Annotated in this window: 14 protein-coding genes; 9 read left to right on the top strand and 5 right to left on the bottom strand. The window is 41.1% G+C overall.

The window, feature by feature from the left end:
- Nucleotides 1–2: 2 nt before the first annotated feature.
- Complete coding sequence (locus K5Q58_RS05080; protein WP_220752836.1) at nt 3–941, bottom strand: hypothetical protein; 939 nt, start codon at nt 939–941, stop codon at nt 3–5.
- Nucleotides 942–1,387: 446 nt separating this feature from the next.
- Here K5Q58_RS05080 and glyA point away from each other — a divergent pair, with 446 nt between their 5' ends.
- The 9 genes from glyA to K5Q58_RS05035 all read left to right on the top strand — a co-directional run bounded on the left by glyA (nt 1,388) and on the right by K5Q58_RS05035 (nt 9,003).
- Nucleotides 1,388–2,644 carry a serine hydroxymethyltransferase gene (gene glyA / locus K5Q58_RS05075; protein WP_220752835.1) on the top strand — a complete coding sequence of 419 codons (1,257 nt, stop codon included), beginning with the start codon at nt 1,388–1,390 and terminating at the stop codon, nt 2,642–2,644.
- 223 nt (nt 2,645–2,867) lie between these two features.
- Entirely contained in the window at nt 2,868–3,317 is a 450-nt protein-coding gene (nrdR, locus tag K5Q58_RS05070) for a transcriptional regulator NrdR (RefSeq protein WP_153914843.1), read from the top strand.
- A gap of 62 nt (nt 3,318–3,379) precedes the next feature.
- Nucleotides 3,380–4,519: a bifunctional diaminohydroxyphosphoribosylaminopyrimidine deaminase/5-amino-6-(5-phosphoribosylamino)uracil reductase RibD gene (gene ribD, locus K5Q58_RS05065; RefSeq protein WP_220752831.1), complete on the top strand. Its 1,140-nt coding sequence runs from the start codon at nt 3,380–3,382 to the stop codon at nt 4,517–4,519.
- Between the two features lie 109 nt (nt 4,520–4,628).
- Nucleotides 4,629–5,285: a riboflavin synthase gene (locus tag K5Q58_RS05060; protein ID WP_220752830.1), complete on the top strand. Its 657-nt coding sequence runs from the start codon at nt 4,629–4,631 to the stop codon at nt 5,283–5,285.
- 55 nt (nt 5,286–5,340) lie between these two features.
- Nucleotides 5,341–6,444, top strand: coding sequence for a bifunctional 3,4-dihydroxy-2-butanone-4-phosphate synthase/GTP cyclohydrolase II (ribBA, locus tag K5Q58_RS05055; protein ID WP_220752829.1), 1,104 nt, complete (start codon nt 5,341–5,343; stop codon nt 6,442–6,444).
- 121 nt (nt 6,445–6,565) lie between these two features.
- Nucleotides 6,566–7,045: a 6,7-dimethyl-8-ribityllumazine synthase gene (ribE, locus tag K5Q58_RS05050; protein WP_055023789.1), complete on the top strand. Its 480-nt coding sequence runs from the start codon at nt 6,566–6,568 to the stop codon at nt 7,043–7,045.
- 14 nt (nt 7,046–7,059) lie between these two features.
- Nucleotides 7,060–7,464, top strand: coding sequence for a transcription antitermination factor NusB (gene nusB, locus K5Q58_RS05045; protein ID WP_076543020.1), 405 nt, complete (start codon nt 7,060–7,062; stop codon nt 7,462–7,464).
- A gap of 91 nt (nt 7,465–7,555) precedes the next feature.
- Entirely contained in the window at nt 7,556–8,512 is a 957-nt protein-coding gene (gene thiL / locus K5Q58_RS05040) for a thiamine-phosphate kinase (RefSeq protein ID WP_220752826.1), read from the top strand.
- Complete coding sequence (locus tag K5Q58_RS05035) at nt 8,512–9,003, top strand: phosphatidylglycerophosphatase A (protein WP_220752825.1); 492 nt, start codon at nt 8,512–8,514, stop codon at nt 9,001–9,003. Before thiL ends, K5Q58_RS05035 begins: the two co-directional genes overlap by 1 nt.
- Before the next feature lie 153 nt (nt 9,004–9,156).
- Here K5Q58_RS05035 and recN read toward each other — a convergent pair whose 3' ends face one another.
- The 4 genes from recN to barA all read right to left on the bottom strand — a co-directional run bounded on the left by recN (nt 9,157) and on the right by barA (nt 15,721).
- Nucleotides 9,157–10,815: a DNA repair protein RecN gene (gene recN / locus K5Q58_RS05030; protein WP_220752824.1), complete on the bottom strand. Its 1,659-nt coding sequence runs from the start codon at nt 10,813–10,815 to the stop codon at nt 9,157–9,159.
- A gap of 137 nt (nt 10,816–10,952) precedes the next feature.
- Nucleotides 10,953–11,918 carry an AEC family transporter gene (locus K5Q58_RS05025; protein ID WP_220752822.1) on the bottom strand — a complete coding sequence of 322 codons (966 nt, stop codon included), beginning with the start codon at nt 11,916–11,918 and terminating at the stop codon, nt 10,953–10,955.
- A 367-nt stretch (nt 11,919–12,285) separates the two neighbouring features.
- Nucleotides 12,286–12,900 carry a YjaG family protein gene (locus K5Q58_RS05020; protein WP_220752820.1) on the bottom strand — a complete coding sequence of 205 codons (615 nt, stop codon included), beginning with the start codon at nt 12,898–12,900 and terminating at the stop codon, nt 12,286–12,288.
- On the bottom strand, nt 12,893–15,721 hold the full coding sequence (gene barA, locus K5Q58_RS05015; protein WP_220752819.1) for a two-component sensor histidine kinase BarA: 2,829 nt from the start codon (nt 15,719–15,721) through the stop codon (nt 12,893–12,895). Before barA ends, K5Q58_RS05020 begins: the two co-directional genes overlap by 8 nt.
- Nucleotides 15,722–15,797 lie beyond the last annotated feature (76 nt).

Here is a 15,797-nt window from a genome sequence, read left to right as displayed (position 1 = left end):
TTTTATTGCTTTTCCATTTTGCCAAGAAGAGCTATCATTTTCACTTTAAGTTTATCATGTATTTCGACTTGGCACTGAGTTATTGGTTCGTCAAATGTAAGAAGCGAGCTCTTCGCAAACATTTTATCCCCAATGTTTTCTTCTCTAGCACCAACATCAAAAGTTGATGATCGCTTGCTATCAGCTTTGTATCGAATCTGTAAACGGGTGTATTCACGCTCTAGAATGGTGTCTCTTGCTTTATTGATTAAAGCCAATGCCTTCTCACCACGGCTTCGCTTCACTTTTAGAACAATACGTTCATCTGCAACTATAAGCTCACCTTCTTCATCAAGAGCAGGCTGCACGCCAGTTTTAACGGCGACAAACCCACTAATGGTTCCACTTTTTAATAGCTGTTGTAGTGATTCATTACCATTGTGGTTCAATGTGATCTTTGGGCGACACTGCAATGGCTTCTTAGCTTCTGGCTTTTCAAAATTCCCAGCTGCGCATTCGCTTAGCATGTGTGTTAGTCCAGCTTCAATGACTGCTCGACTTATTCCTGGAACCTCTTCTAAGACTGCATCATGAAACATACTTAATAGTTCGCTGTTTGATTTTCTACGGATAATCAAATGAGCGGAAACAGAAATACCTTCACCATCTTGCTTCTCTTCAGTTCTTGTTGCACCTGTTTCAGTATGAGTGAAAGATGGGTCTGAAGCGTTTTTATCAGCATATTGAAATAACATAGTGATTTGATCATCTTCAGCTTCGAGTTTGTATAGCCTTAGAGTGATGGTTTCATCTTTGGTTCGATGAACAGCCTTATTTTCCTCAACCATCTTCTGTAGCTTAGGCAGGATCATTTCTAACTTATAGTTAGGCGCATCATCAGGGATCTTCCCTATGGCAAAAGTGCATTCCAGTGCAAATCGTTGGTATTCCTGCAGCAGCATATCATCAGCTCTATTTACAATATTCAGACCAATTTACACTACGGTATTCTGAGTATCAATAAGTACATGTGTTTGTTGTGAAAACTATCAGGCTGTTCCGATGTCTGTTCGTTCAGAAAGGGGAGTTGTGTGGCTCTAATGGAACTAGCTAAATGAAGATAAGGTAGGTATCGTATAAGTATATCTACACCCTAGAAGCTGTTTCTTAGGCGGAACAATCTTTCCTACCCGCAGCATACTATAGACAAATTGAGCCATTTTTGAGGTTCTTTGGTGACCAATGATGATGATAATTCTACTTTATTTTTCGGTTAACTCAAATTTTGGATTAATTAAAATAATGATAATTTCCAAAGAAATTCATGTTGTAAATACTGGGATTGTGACGCAGAGCAGAGTAGAATACCGCGCAACCCTATATATAAGAACTGCTGTTGGAGACACCAATGCTAAAGAAAGCTATGAATATCGCGGATTACGATCCACAACTGTTTCAAGCCATTGAAGATGAGACTCGTCGCCAAGAAGAGCACATTGAATTAATCGCGTCAGAAAACTATACCAGCCCACGTGTTCTTGAAGCACAAGGTTCTCAGCTAACTAACAAGTATGCTGAAGGTTACCCTGGTAAGCGTTACTACGGCGGTTGTGAGCATGTAGATATTGCAGAAGAGTTAGCTATTTCTCGTGCAAAAGAATTATTTGGCGCTACATACGCTAACGTTCAGCCACATTCTGGTTCTCAAGCAAACTCAGCAGTTTTCATGGCGCTACTTCAAGGCGGTGATACTGTTTTAGGTATGAGCCTAGCCCATGGTGGTCACTTGACTCACGGGTCTCATGTGAGCTTTTCAGGCAAATTATACAATGCGGTTCAGTACGGTATCGATGAAACGACTGGCAAAATCGATTATGCAGAAGTTGAGCGTTTAGCTGTTGAACATAAGCCTAAAATGATTATTGCTGGTTTCTCTGCTTACTCAGGTATCATCGATTGGGGTAAATTCCGTGAAATCGCTGACAAAGTAGGTGCTTACTTATTTGTTGATATGGCCCACGTTGCAGGTCTTGTTGCTGCTGGTATCTACCCGAATCCACTGCCACATGCGCACGTTGTAACGACAACAACTCATAAAACACTTGCTGGCCCTCGTGGTGGTTTAATCCTTTCTGCTGCAAATGATGAAGACATCTACAAAAAGTTAAATTCAGCAGTATTCCCAGGTGGCCAAGGCGGCCCTTTAATGCACGTTATCGCTGCTAAAGCGGTTGCATTTAAAGAAGCTCTCGATCCTGAATTTACCACTTACCAAGAGCAAGTTGTTGCCAATGCTAAAGTGATGGCGAAAACCTTCATTGAGCGTGGCTACGATGTTGTTTCTGGTGGCACTGATAACCACTTATTCTTGCTTGATTTGATTAGCAAAGATATGACTGGTAAAGATGCTGATGCTGCGTTAGGTAAAGCTAACATCACAGTAAACAAAAATTCAGTACCGAATGACCCACGTTCACCTTTCGTGACCTCTGGTCTACGTATTGGTTCTCCAGCGATTACTCGCCGTGGTTTCACAGAAACTGAATCGGTAGAACTAACAAACTGGATGTGTGATGTACTAGATGACATTACTAATGAAGGTACAATTGAGCGCGTTAAGAACCAAGTGCTTGAGTTGTGTGCTAAATACCCTGTTTACGGATAAAAATTACGGATAAAACCGTTACTTTGTGTTGATAGTCGTCAAGCAAGACCATGCTAATTAATCCAAGCTTGTATTGCTTCTCTCATTTAGACACATGATCCATTTTAACTAAGTAGGATTATCTTATCGATAAGGTTAACCTTATAAAGTAAATAGGATAAACTTTAATGGCTGTAAGCACTTTGTGCTTACAGCCATTTTATTTTATTTTCCAGGAGCGAATATGCATTGCCCATTTTGTAGCGCGACAGATACCAAAGTGATTGACTCTCGTCTGGTGGCTGATGGCCATCAAGTGCGTCGCCGTCGGGAATGTACATTGTGCCATGAGAGATTCACTACCTTTGAGGGTGCTGAGCTGGTTATGCCACGGGTTATCAAACAAGACGGTACTCGCCAACCATTTGATGAAGATAAACTGCGAGGCGGAATGCTTCGTGCTGTGGAGAAACGTCCAGTATCTATTGACCAAATTGAACAAGCATTAACTAAAATCAAATCTACTTTACGTGGCACTGGTGAGCGCGAAATTGACTCAGCAATGATTGGTAATTTAATGATGGAACAATTAATGGTACTAGATAAAGTGGCTTATATTCGCTTTGCTTCTGTATATCGTGCCTTTGAAGATGTGTCTCAGTTTGGCGAAGCCATCGCTAAACTACAAAAGTAATTTCTGTTCCCAATATTGATGCTGTAGATAATATTTTGCAGCCACTATTCAAGTAGGTGTTTATGTCTCAGTGGTCCGTTATTGACATCGAAATGATGAGCCTAGCAATTTCATTGGCTGAAAAAGGGCGTTATACCACCCGTCCTAATCCTAATGTCGGCTGTGTTATTGCTGTTGATGATAAAATCATTGGTCAGGGATATCACATTAAAGCGGGCGGCCCTCATGCTGAAATTCATGCCCTTCATGATGTAGACACCAAGCAAAACCAACATAAACTTTCTCTGGCCACCGCCTATGTCACGCTTGAGCCTTGCAGTCATTATGGTCGCACGCCTCCTTGTGCCTTGGCATTAATCAAAGCAGGGGTTAAAAGAGTAGTCGTCGCCGAAGTCGATGCGAACCCACAAGTTGCCGGTAATGGTATAAGGCTTTTAAAAGAAGCGGGCATTCAAGTTGATGTTGGCTTACTTACCGAACAAGCCAAATTACTCAATTTAGGCTTCACTAAAAAAATGACCACAGGCCTGCCTCGCATCACCATAAAATTAGCTGCAAGTATCGACGGTAAAACAGCGCTTTCAAATGGAGTATCAAAGTGGATAACAGGTCCAGATGCACGAGCTGACGTGCAAAAGTTACGCGCTCGTCATTGTGCACTGGTAACGGGTGTTGAAACAGTACTTGCTGATAACCCAACGCTAAATGTGCGTTATGAGGAGTTAGGCAGCTTGAAAAGCTCACTTGTGCCCTCAGATCTGCAACAGCCTTTGCGGGTTATTTTAGATAGTAAAGCAAGGCTAACGAGTGAAATGAAGCTATTTGATTTTACATCACCTGTATTGTTGGTTTCCTGTGTGGATTACCCCGCAGAAGTACAAGAAAAATTTAACAATCATGTTAGTTGTATCACTATTGCCACAAATGAAGATGGACGCGTTGATTTACATGCGTTATTTACTTATTTAGGTAAGCAATGTAACTCAGTACTGGTTGAGGCTGGAGCCTGTCTTGCTGGTAGCGTACTAGATGCAAAACTTGCAGATGAGCTTTATCTTTATCAAGCAATGAAAATTTTAGGTAGTCATGGCCGAAATTTATTACAACTGAACGACTATCAAACTATGGAACAAATTCCTGAGTTACAATTAGTAGATTCGCGCCGAGTAGGCGAAGATCAACGGATGATTTTTAATCTTTAGCTGGTTACATCGTTTACGATAATAACCTTGTTGAGAATGAACCTTTTTGACAAAGCTAATTGAGCTGAATACAACCTATCAGAACTGAACCACAAATAAGTGAGTACTTATGTTTACCGGCATTATTGAAGCCTTAGGCACATTGAGAAAAATCGAGCGTAAAGGTGATGATATTCGTTTAACCGTTGCCAGTGGTCACTTGGATTTAGCTGATGTGAAGTTAGGCGATAGTATTGCCACTAACGGTGTATGTTTAACCGTGGTGGAGTGTTTAGCTGATGGCTATGTCGCCGATATTTCGGCTGAAACGGTCGCGCTGACTGGTTTTGCTAACTATCACGTTGGCCAAAAAGTTAATCTTGAAAAAGCCGTACTGCCTACCACACGTCTTGGTGGTCATATGGTCAGCGGCCATGTTGATGGAATCGCTGTTGTAGAACAACGCAGTGTTCGCGGTAAGGCCATAGAGTTTTGGTTAGCTGCGCCTGCTGAGTTAGCCCATTATATAGCCCATAAAGGCTCAATTACTATTGATGGTGTTAGCCTGACTGTGAATGAAATTGATGGTCATCGTTTTCGATTAACGATAGTGCCGCACACAGCATCAGAAACAACCCTGACAGTATTAAAAGCAGGCGATAAGGTCAATATTGAAGTTGACCTCATTGCACGATATTTAGAACGACTAATGAATCCGGGAAAGCCTGCCAAAGCAACTGGCGGAGTCACGATGGAAATGTTAGCCAGCGCTGGATTTATGCGATAACCCTATTTTTACCCTATATTGCAGATATGGGAAATAACTACATAAAGGTCTTAACATGGCACTACATAGTATAGAAGAGATCATCGAAGACATTCGCCAAGGTAAAATGGTTATCTTGATGGACGATGAAGACAGAGAAAATGAAGGCGATTTAATCATGGCTGCCGAAAAGGTCACGCCAGAAGCAATTAACTTCATGGCCACTTATGGACGTGGTTTAATTTGTCAAACTATGACTAGAGACCGTTGCCAGCAATTAAATTTACCGTTAATGGTGACCAATAATAACGCTCAGTTTTCAACCAACTTCACTGTTTCTATTGAAGCCGCGACAGGTGTGACGACAGGCATATCAGCCCACGATCGTGCTGTTACAGTCCAAGCTGCAGTCGCTAAAGAAGCAAAAGCGGCTGACTTAGTTCAACCTGGCCATATATTCCCATTAATGGCACAAGATGGCGGCGTACTGACTCGCGCGGGTCACACTGAAGCAGGTTGCGATTTAGCTCGATTAGCAGGTCTTGAGCCGTCTGGTGTGATTGTTGAAATCCTAAATGATGACGGCACTATGGCACGTTGCCCTGATTTAGAACTTTTCAGTGAAAAACACGGCGTTAAAATGGGTACGATTGCTGATTTGATTGAGTACCGTAACACTAAAGAAACTACTGTAGTTCGCGAAGCAGAGTGCAATTTACCAACGCGTTTTGGTGAGTTCAAAATGGTAACTTTCCGAGACACTATCGACAATCAATTACACTACGCATTAGTGAAAGGGGATGTTGAAGAGAACTGTCTAGTACGAGTTCACTTACAGAATACCTTTAATGACTTATTACATTCAGAGCGCGATCAAAAACGTAGCTGGCCTTTAGAGAAAGCCATGGAACGAATCGCATCAGAAGGCGGTGTTTTAGTGTTACTGGGTCATGAAGAGCACTCAAGTGAAATGCTGGCAAAAGTAAAAGCGTTTGAAGCAGAAGACAATGGTCAAGCGCCTGCATCGGCTAAGTGGGAAGGAACATCTCGTAAAGTGGGTATCGGCTCACAAATTCTATCAAGTCTTGGTGTTAGCACAATGCGTCTATTGAGCTCACCGAAACATTATCATTCGTTGTCAGGCTTTGGTTTAGAAGTTACTGATTACATTGCAGAATAATTCACTAATTTAGTGAAGTTAACATTTATCATTAATTGCACAGGACTCAGGGCATTTTGCTGTGGTATTATACCGCCACTTTTGCCCAGAGCTGGGTGCTTTAGCTAATTTAGGTAAGATAATGAACGTAGTTCAAGGTAATATCGAAGCAAAAAATGCCAAAGTTGCGATCGTAGTATCGCGTTTCAACAGTTTTTTAGTTGAGAGTCTGCTTGATGGCGCAATAGATACACTAAAACGTTTTGGTCAGGTTGAAGATGACAACATTACTGTTGTTCGTGTTCCTGGCGCTGTTGAATTACCACTAGCTGCACGTCGTGTTGCTGCATGTGGAAAGTTTGACGGTATCATTGCACTTGGTGCAGTGATTCGTGGTGGTACTCCGCATTTTGATTTAGTTGCAGGTGAATGTAACAAGGGTCTAGCTCAAGTTGCTTTAGAGTTTGATATCCCTGTTTCATTTGGCGTGTTGACCACAGATACTATTGAGCAAGCAATTGAACGCTCTGGTACTAAAGCAGGTAACAAAGGCACTGAAGCTGCCCTAGGTCTGCTTGAAATGGTTAACGTTCTGCAAGAATTAGAACAACAGTTGGTATAGTAGTAGGAAAAGTAATGAAGCCTTCAGAGCGCCGTAAGGCACGCCGTTTAGCTGTTCAAGCTATTTATTCGTGGCAATTAAGCAAGAATAACGTTGCTGATGTTGAACATGAATTTTTAACTGAGCAAAACATTAACGGTGTTGATGTAGCTTATTTTCGTGAATTGCTATCAGGTGTAGCCACGAAAGCAACTCAACTTGATGATCTTCTAAAACCTCACTTAGATCGTGATATTGAAGATGTATCTCCAGTTGAAAAAGCCATTGTGCGCTTAGCTGCATATGAATTAACTTATCGTAAAGATGTGCCATATAAAGTGGCTATCAACGAAGGTATCGAATTAGCGAAAGCGTTTGGTGCTGACGACAGCCATAAGTTTGTCAATGGTATGCTAGATAAGCTTGTTACTCGTAAGTAATGAATGAAAACGGTATCTTCGGATACCGTTTTTGTATGGCTTAGATACTTCTATAAAATATAGGTGGGCGGGCAACCGTACCAGGTTTATCGTGAAAGAATTCCAAATTATTGAACAATTTTTCCGTGATAAAGGTCAGCAGCGCCGTGATGTTCATCTCGGTATCGGTGATGATTGCGCGATTGTGCAACCAGCCGAAAACAAATCAATCGCAATTTCTTGCGACACTCTCGTCGAAAATATTCACTTTTTACCAACGATGCCAGCCCATGAGCTTGGTTATAAATCTGTAGCGGTAAACTTGTCTGATTTAGCGGCAATGGGTGCAGATCCTGCTTGGATGACACTCGCATTAACTTTGCCTGATGTTGATAACCAATGGTTACAAGAATTCAGTGAAGGTTTATTTGAGGCTGCAGAATACTACAGCGTGAGTTTGATTGGTGGTGACACGACTCGTGGACCTCGTTGTATTAACATCACCATCCATGGCCAAGTGCCCACGGGCAAAGCATTGACTCGTAGAGGCGCTAAGATTGGCGATTGGATTTATGTTACTGGTACCTTAGGTGATTCAGCCTTAGGTCTAGATGTGCTGCTGGGCAATAAAGAGGTTGATCCTCAATACAGAGGTTTTTTAATTAATCGCCATTATCATCCAACGCCAAGGATTATAGCGGGTCAAGCGCTTCGAACATTAGCAACCAGTGCGATTGATTTATCAGATGGTTTAAACTCAGACATTAAGCATGTTTTAAAAGCCTCGAATGTGGGTGCCATTATTGATGTGAATGAGTTACCGTTATCGCAATCACTTCTTGAGTCAGTAGGCAAAAACGATGCGATCAATTATGCGCTGACAGGTGGTGAGGATTATGAACTACTATTTACTGTACCTGAGTCGCAACGAGGAGCGTTGGATACTGCGTTAATTCATGCTGGTGTTAAGTTTGTCAAAATTGGTCAAATTTGCGCAGGTGATAAATTACGACTGGTAGCCGATGGCCAACCTTTTGAACTCGACTCGAAACACTTTGAGCACTTTTAATGAAATTATTATCAACTGATCCTGCAGTATTAAAACTATCTTTAAAAAATCCAGTGCACTTTTTAGCGCTGGGTTTTGGTAGTGGCTTAGCTGCCAAAGCACCGGGTACTTTTGGTACCCTTGCTGCTGTGCCTTTAGTGTATTTGATGGGACACTTAAGCTTAACCGCTTTTATTTTTATCACTGTTATCAGTACGCTAGTTGGTTTTTATATTTGTGATAAAGCCGCAAAAGACATGGGCGTCCATGATCATGGCGCTATTGTTTGGGATGAAGTTGCGGGATTGATGATCACCATGATAGCGGCGCCAGTAGGGCTAATATGGATGGTGATTGGCTTTGCTTTATTTCGTTTCTTTGACATTCTCAAGCCTTGGCCTATTCGTTGGTTAGATGCCAAAGTACATGGTGGATTCGGCATCATGATTGATGATGTGCTGGCGGGGATCTTTGCGTTAATCTGTCTACAGGCTATTTATTACTTCGTGTAAATGAAGTCTTCAGTTTTGTGTATTAACGGGTCTTAGAGCCCTATTAATTACTACGAATTCATATACAAAAGCCCACTTAATAGTGGGCTTTTTAGTTTGGTCTCTTAAATTTAAATTCATTACATTGTATTCAAAGCTCATCAGCCTTAATGTTTAATGCAAAAGTTCTCTCGCATTGGCGAGTGTATTCTCGGTAATAACATCACCAGCAAGCAGTCTTGCTAATTCACTAATACGTTGTTCTTTATCCAATGGCTTCATTTGTGTTTCTGTACCGCCACTCTTGGTAAACTTATTCACTAACATATGCTGATGACCGTTACCTGCAACCTGAGGTAAATGGGTTACACAAATAACCTGTGTTGATTCGCCTAGGCTTCTAAGCATTCGCCCGACAACAGCGGCGGTAGGGCCTGAAATTCCCACATCGACCTCATCAAATATTAAGGTTGGAGTAGAAACCTTCTTAGCTGTAATCACTTGAATGCCTAAACCAATACGTGAAAGCTCACCACCTGATGCCACCTTGGCAATAGGTTGAAGTGGTTGCCCCGGATTAGTCGTGACTTGAAATTCAATTTGGTCACTGCCAGTTAAAGACTGTACTTCAGGGTTAAAGTTAACAGTGATGCAGAACTTTCCTTTAGGCATATTCAATTCATGAATTGATTGAGTCACTAATTTATTTAGCTCTTTAGCGTAACGTAAACGGCTCTGGCTGAGTTTTTGCGCATTTTGGATATAAGCTTGTTTACTGTCATCAACTTGCAGCTGTATTTCATCAAGACGGCTAGCATCATTACTTAACTCTGTGAGTTCCGCTTTTAGTTGTTGATGATGTGCAGCAAGATTTTCCGTTTGTACATGGTGCTTTCTAGCCAGTTGCATTGCTTTAGAAATGCGTTGCTCAAGAAAGGCAAAATGCTCAGGGTCGAGTTCAATTCTACTGAGGTAATCTTGTACTTCGCTGCTACTTTCTTGAACTTGAATTAACGCTTCATTAAGCATCTCGGCAATATTTTTAAGTGCAGGGTCAAAACTTTGTAAGTTATCAGCAAAGCCTACAGCACGATTAAGCAATGACTCCACATTATGTTCGTCATCTTCGCTCAGAAGTTGCAGGGTATTTTGACAACTTTCTATTAAATCGGTGCCGTTTGCTAGACGTTTATGTTCTTGTTCAATGTGTTCAAACTCGCCTGGTAACAACGCAAATTCATCTAATTCTTCAACTTGATACTGTACCAATTGCTTTCGGGCGATGCGTTCTTGCTGGTTTTGCTGTAACTGTTTTAGCTCATTTTCGATATTTTTACAGCGTTGGTAACTCTTACTAACGGTATCAAGTAAGAGTTTATGGTTGGCATAGCTATCGAGTAAGGTAAGTTGATGCTCACTTTTAAGCATGGCGTGGTGTGCATGCTGGCCATGAATACCGACAAATAATTGCCCCAGTGCTTTTAATTGCGAAAGTGGTACAGGGTTGCCATTAATGTAGGCGCGAGAACGACCGTCAGCGCTGATAGTTCGACGTAATATACATTCATCTTCCACATCGAGATCATTGTCTTCAAGCCAACGTTTAGCAAATGGAACATCATCCAAAGTAAAGCGTGCGCTGACTTCAGCTTTATTAGCGCCAGGTCTTACTGTATTGGCATCTGCACGATTACCCAAACATAGACCCAAAGCATCTATAGCAATGGACTTACCCGCACCAGTCTCACCAGTAATACTAGTCATGCCGGCTTTAAAGTCGAGCTCTAGAAAACGTACAATCGCGAAATTATTAATGCTTAATTGGCAAAGCATAATCAATCCTTGTGTGAATAATCATCAAACCACTGTATCTACAAACAGTGTACACTGTTTTTTTATACAGTAAAGCGTCAGCGATAGATTTTTGCCGCTTGATTTTTAATCTCCATTAAAACAATTGCTAAGCTCTGTTAACTCAAGCTATGCAGCATTTTTTCAATAATCGGTAGGGTGATAAAAGTGGCGATAGTACTGATGAGAATACACTTAGCACTTGCTAAACCGTAGGTTTGATAACGCTGAGCGAGTAAGTAAACACTTGCTGCAGTTGGAAGCGCTGCCAGAATAACCCCCATAACAAGCAGTTCAGGGTTAACGCCGAAATAACGTAGCAACACATAAGCGATTATCGGCTGAAATATGAGTTTTAATATATTCAGCAAAGTCATCTCGATTGCAATATGTCTTCTAGGTGCAGTTTCTTCAGAACCTCCGTGCATAGCTTTAGCCAACACCATACCTATAGCAAATAGTGCGCAAGGACTTGACGTGTTACCAATGAGTCTCATCATCATGCTAATGCTATCAGGGATTGGTATTGTTAACGCTGATGCCATTACACCAAGAATACAGCCAATCACAATAGGGTTACTAATAAGTGCGTTTAACATGATTAAAATAGGATGTCGTTGCTGCTGTTTGTTAATCGCTAACTCCATGCTCACCATGGCAAAGGCAAACATGACAATGGAAAGCAAACTGGCAATCGCAGCAGCGGTAATCGCGTGATTATTGCCTGGATATAACATCATCATTAAGGGAATCCCGATAAAAGCTGTATTACCAAAGCTGGTATTGAGGCCTCTAATTGCAGCAAGTGCAGACTGTTTTTTATCAGCCCATAATGACAACACTGCGGTGACAAAGTAGGTGACAATCATTGCAGCGCCAAATGAGAAAATAAAACCCCATTGTAGGATTTCATTAATATCAGTTTCGGCAAGGGCAATAAATAAAATAGCGGGGAAGGCAACATAATAAACATATTCATTAAGTGTAAAATCGGTGTCATGTGGCAATAGTTTTAGCTTTTGCACAACAAAGCCTAAAAGCATAATACCGAATACTGCTATAAGAGGGGTAAGAATACTGGACATCCCTCATTCCTTCCTTAATTAATTAAGTGATCAGTATAGGCGAATTTCGAGTGTTAATTCTATTGAAAACTTGTCAGCGCCTCATGTTAACTTAATCTACGCCATGCACGATCAAAAACGATAATTGGCAGAATGAACACAAAAGACATGGTGGCTATTTTGCGTAGTTTTGGATTACTAAAATGAGGGTTTTACGTTTTACTTAAGAGTATGGCGTATGAGTTGTTAATTGAGGCCTTAATGCCTTTAAAGTGAAGGGAGCGTCTAATGCATGACTGAAGCATAATTAAATCATGGCCATAGCGACTCCCTTTGATAACACGCAAATGACTAATAACGAATACGTTATTAGTCATTTGGTTGTAAATTATTGCTGAATACTAATCCCAATATTGGATACGCCAGCATCGACGATTTCTTTACGTAACTCTTTAATGAACTCAGTAGTTAGTTTTGGGTTATCTTCTATGATATCCAATAACATGCCTTGCAGTTCTTTCTCTTCTTGCATCACAGGGTGATTGAAAACAAATTCTTCAACCACTTCTTCGTTCAACTCGTCTTGAAGTTGTTCAACACTGATAGCTTCAATGTAATTGGCAACAGTGCTTGAAGAAAGCTTACTGATATTAGTAATGTCTTCTTCGATTTTTCCTTGAATGCCACCTAATAGAGTGGTTAATGCAACGGCTGCATCCATTGCTGGGTAAACACCGTAAGCTTCAAAGTCACTTGGCTCAGGAGTATTATCCTCAAGACGTTGTAAATGGATATCGTAATTGAACTTAAGCTTCTTGTCGTACTGAGATTGCCAAAGCAAGTCTAAGACTGTGCTTAACATTTTTGGCTCGCCAAACTCACACACTTCTGAAAATAATTGGTAGTTAGGCAGCATACGCTGACAAAGTGCGGTCGCAAATAATTGCTTTTGAGGTAAAGATAACGCTTTTAAGCGTTTAAAAAAGCCGGGTTTATTACTCATTGGGAACATCCGCTGATAACTGTGATATCACTTGATTTGCTGCTGATTCTACCTTAGTTAGCTCATCAAGTAACTCTAGTATTTCCGGTTCTAGATCATCAAGGCTGATTTTTTTCTTCAATGCTGATTCTATCTCTTGGCAAAGCTTTTGAGTATTGGGTACTCCGCAGTAGCAACTGGCGCCATGTAGTTTATGAACTGTTTGCAGCATTAGCTCATTATTGCCATCTTTTAAAGCGGTCTCGATGTCATTAACACTATCGGGTAAAGAGTCGACTAGCATTTGTAGCATCTCGATAGCCAAATCAGGCTTTTGATTCGTTTGCGCTAAGCACAGCTCCCAATTAAGGGTATGTATATCGAAATGGGTAAACTTAGGTTTATTGATCCAACGGTCTATGACGCCTTTAAGTGCGGCTTCATCAATCGGTTTTGGTAAGTAACCATCCATACCACTGCCTAAAATCAATTCTCGTTCTTCAGCAATGGCGTGAGCCGTGACCGCAATAATAGGTGTATTACGATTTAGGGATTCTTGGCGAATAAATTTGGTTGCGGTAATGCCATCGGTGCCAGGCATTTGAATGTCCATAAAGATGACATCGAATGCCTGCTGCTTAGCGTGCTTAACCGCATCATCCCCATTGTTGACAGATATTACGTTGACAACGATTTCTTTTAATAAAGTATCGATTAGCTTTAAGTTTGCAAGGTTGTCGTCAACCGCCAGCACGCTTAAGTTTTTACGTTCATAAACCACGCCTTGAGTTTGCTCTGTTAACAGTGCTTTTTGAGTTGGTGGATGGATCAGCTGGTTTGCCAAATCATAGTCACTGGTTGGCATACTCATTAAAATATCTGAGTTTGGACGCAGTGCTTGATTGAGTATTTCTTGTTGCTCGATGCAATCATGCAGTAACACTAAGCAGGATGTCTTTTGTCTGGCAGCTTTTAAAACTGTCATTAGCTGTTCGATATTCTCAAAGCCGTGACAACTGATCAGAATATAATCATAGTGTACTTGGCTAGATGATAGCGTTGATTCTAAATGATTTACTTGGCCCACTGATGTTAAGTGCAATCCCCAAGCTTCAAAGCGGCGATTGAAGGTATCACGAGTTAATTCACGAGATTCAAATAAAAGTAGCGTTTTATCGCGTAAAGTTTCTAAGTGCAGTACTTCCCCAATATGGAATTGACTCAAGTCTAACGGCAGCATAAACCAAAAAGTTGAGCCTTTATTGGGCGAAGAGGTAAAGCCTATTTGACCGCCCATCTGGTTGATCAAACGTTTAGTGATCACCAGTCCGAGTCCTGTGCCGCCAAACCGTCTTGAAATTGAGGAGTCTGCTTGGCCAAATGCTTGGAATAAATATTCTTGCTGGCTTTCATCAATGCCAATCCCCGTATCTATGACTTCACAGCGTAGGGTGATGTTTTCATCTTTTTGGCCAACCAGATGAATTTTTAATACCACGCTACCGTGGTCGGTAAACTTAATCGCATTACCGATAAGGTTTGTCATGATTTGACCGACACGCATGGCATCACCGCTGACGCTTTCTGGCACGTTATCATCGATATCTATAACTAGCTCAATACCCTTTTGTTGAGCGCTTCCAGATACAATACTGACGGTTTCTGAGATGGTTTCTCTCAGTGCGAATGGCATTTTTTCAAGCACCATTTTACCCGCTTCAAGCTTTGAAAAATCAAGGATGTCATTAATAATGCCAAGTAAGTTACTGGCGCTTCTTTCAATTGTTTTGATGTAATCAAGCTGACTTGAATGCAAAGGGGTTTTGATAAGCTGTCTTGAGAAGCCAATCACACCATTCAGCGGGGTTCTTAATTCATGGGACATATTGGCTAAAAATTCAGATTTAATTCGACTGGCTTCTAATGCCCGCTTTTTGGCTAAATCTAATTCAACATTTTGAATTTCGATTTGTTCTAAGGTCTCTCGTAAATCAGAGGTGGCTTGGTCAATATTTTGCTGCATTTCATCATGGTATTCAGATAATGAACTTGCCATGGCATTGATACCACGCTTCAATAAATCAAGTTCACCAATGAGTTGACCATCCAAGCGAGTATCGAGCTTACCCTCACGGATTTTCGCCACCACCCTAACCATTTCAGTAATAGGGTAGTTAACGTGTTTTACTAATCTAAATGTGAAAAATAAGTTTAATTGCACACCAATCAATACGATGACAAAAGCTGCAATAGCAGCGCGGTGTTGTTCAAGCAGTGCATTTTCTTTATTAAGCAGTATCGCAATATAGCCAAGTATCTGCTGACCTTCAGCATTTGTAATCGTGGGTGTTACCGTTTGGCCAGGAGAAGCGGTAGCCGTGTAATTGTTATTTTGTTGATTTACACCAGTATTAGAAATAATGGGGACGCGGATCACCATAGTGTCGTCTATGGTTTCATATTGACTGGCGATTAATGACTCAAGGGCTCTGGTATAACGCATGCTCTCAAAATCTTTGTGATAATGAGAGGTAACAAATAGCTGGTTATCGATATCAAATAAGGCAATGGAATGTATCAAAGAGGAGTTATTAAGTTGGGAAGCAGCTAATAAGCGTTTGCTGGCTTCTCGGTCTTCTGTGACTAAGCCAAATTCACTTGCAATGGCTAAAGGTTCGACAATACTTCTGCCTTGGGCGATTAAGGTTTCTTCAAGTTCATAAAAACGGTTTATGGTGAAGTAACTTCCAAGTAGAATACCCACCATTACAGTAGGCGCTAACGCAAGTACCAGCACCCATGAACGGAGGCTGTATTTGGTCATGTTGTTAGCTTTATTCATCGTGAAGTTGTTATTCCTAAAGACTTTTATCAATTATGTTGTCTAGATTGCCAGAAATGCAGCACTCTTGACCAGT

Source organism: Shewanella sp. KT0246, assembly GCF_019654955.1.
GTDB classification, from domain to species: Bacteria; Pseudomonadota; Gammaproteobacteria; order Enterobacterales; family Shewanellaceae; genus Shewanella; species Shewanella goraebulensis.
This window is presented reverse-complemented; position numbering and strand designations above follow the sequence as displayed.

Excerpts from the sequence above, each read along its gene's own strand:
- K5Q58_RS05080 (WP_220752836.1), bottom strand. The coding sequence starts at position 941 with ATGCTGCTGCAGGAATACCAACGATTTGCACTGGAATGCACTTTTGCC.
- glyA (WP_220752835.1), top strand. The coding sequence starts at position 1,388 with ATGCTAAAGAAAGCTATGAATATCGCGGATTACGATCCACAACTGTTT.
- nrdR (WP_153914843.1), top strand. The coding sequence starts at position 2,868 with ATGCATTGCCCATTTTGTAGCGCGACAGATACCAAAGTGATTGACTCT.
- ribD (WP_220752831.1), top strand. The coding sequence starts at position 3,380 with ATGTCTCAGTGGTCCGTTATTGACATCGAAATGATGAGCCTAGCAATT.
- K5Q58_RS05060 (WP_220752830.1), top strand. The coding sequence starts at position 4,629 with ATGTTTACCGGCATTATTGAAGCCTTAGGCACATTGAGAAAAATCGAG.
- ribBA (WP_220752829.1), top strand. The coding sequence starts at position 5,341 with ATGGCACTACATAGTATAGAAGAGATCATCGAAGACATTCGCCAAGGT.
- ribE (WP_055023789.1), top strand. The coding sequence starts at position 6,566 with ATGAACGTAGTTCAAGGTAATATCGAAGCAAAAAATGCCAAAGTTGCG.
- nusB (WP_076543020.1), top strand. The coding sequence starts at position 7,060 with ATGAAGCCTTCAGAGCGCCGTAAGGCACGCCGTTTAGCTGTTCAAGCT.
- K5Q58_RS05035 (WP_220752825.1), top strand. The coding sequence starts at position 8,512 with ATGAAATTATTATCAACTGATCCTGCAGTATTAAAACTATCTTTAAAA.
- recN (WP_220752824.1), bottom strand. The coding sequence starts at position 10,815 with ATGCTTTGCCAATTAAGCATTAATAATTTCGCGATTGTACGTTTTCTA.
- K5Q58_RS05025 (WP_220752822.1), bottom strand. The coding sequence starts at position 11,918 with ATGTCCAGTATTCTTACCCCTCTTATAGCAGTATTCGGTATTATGCTT.
- K5Q58_RS05020 (WP_220752820.1), bottom strand. The coding sequence starts at position 12,900 with ATGAGTAATAAACCCGGCTTTTTTAAACGCTTAAAAGCGTTATCTTTA.
- barA (WP_220752819.1), bottom strand. The coding sequence starts at position 15,721 with ATGAATAAAGCTAACAACATGACCAAATACAGCCTCCGTTCATGGGTG.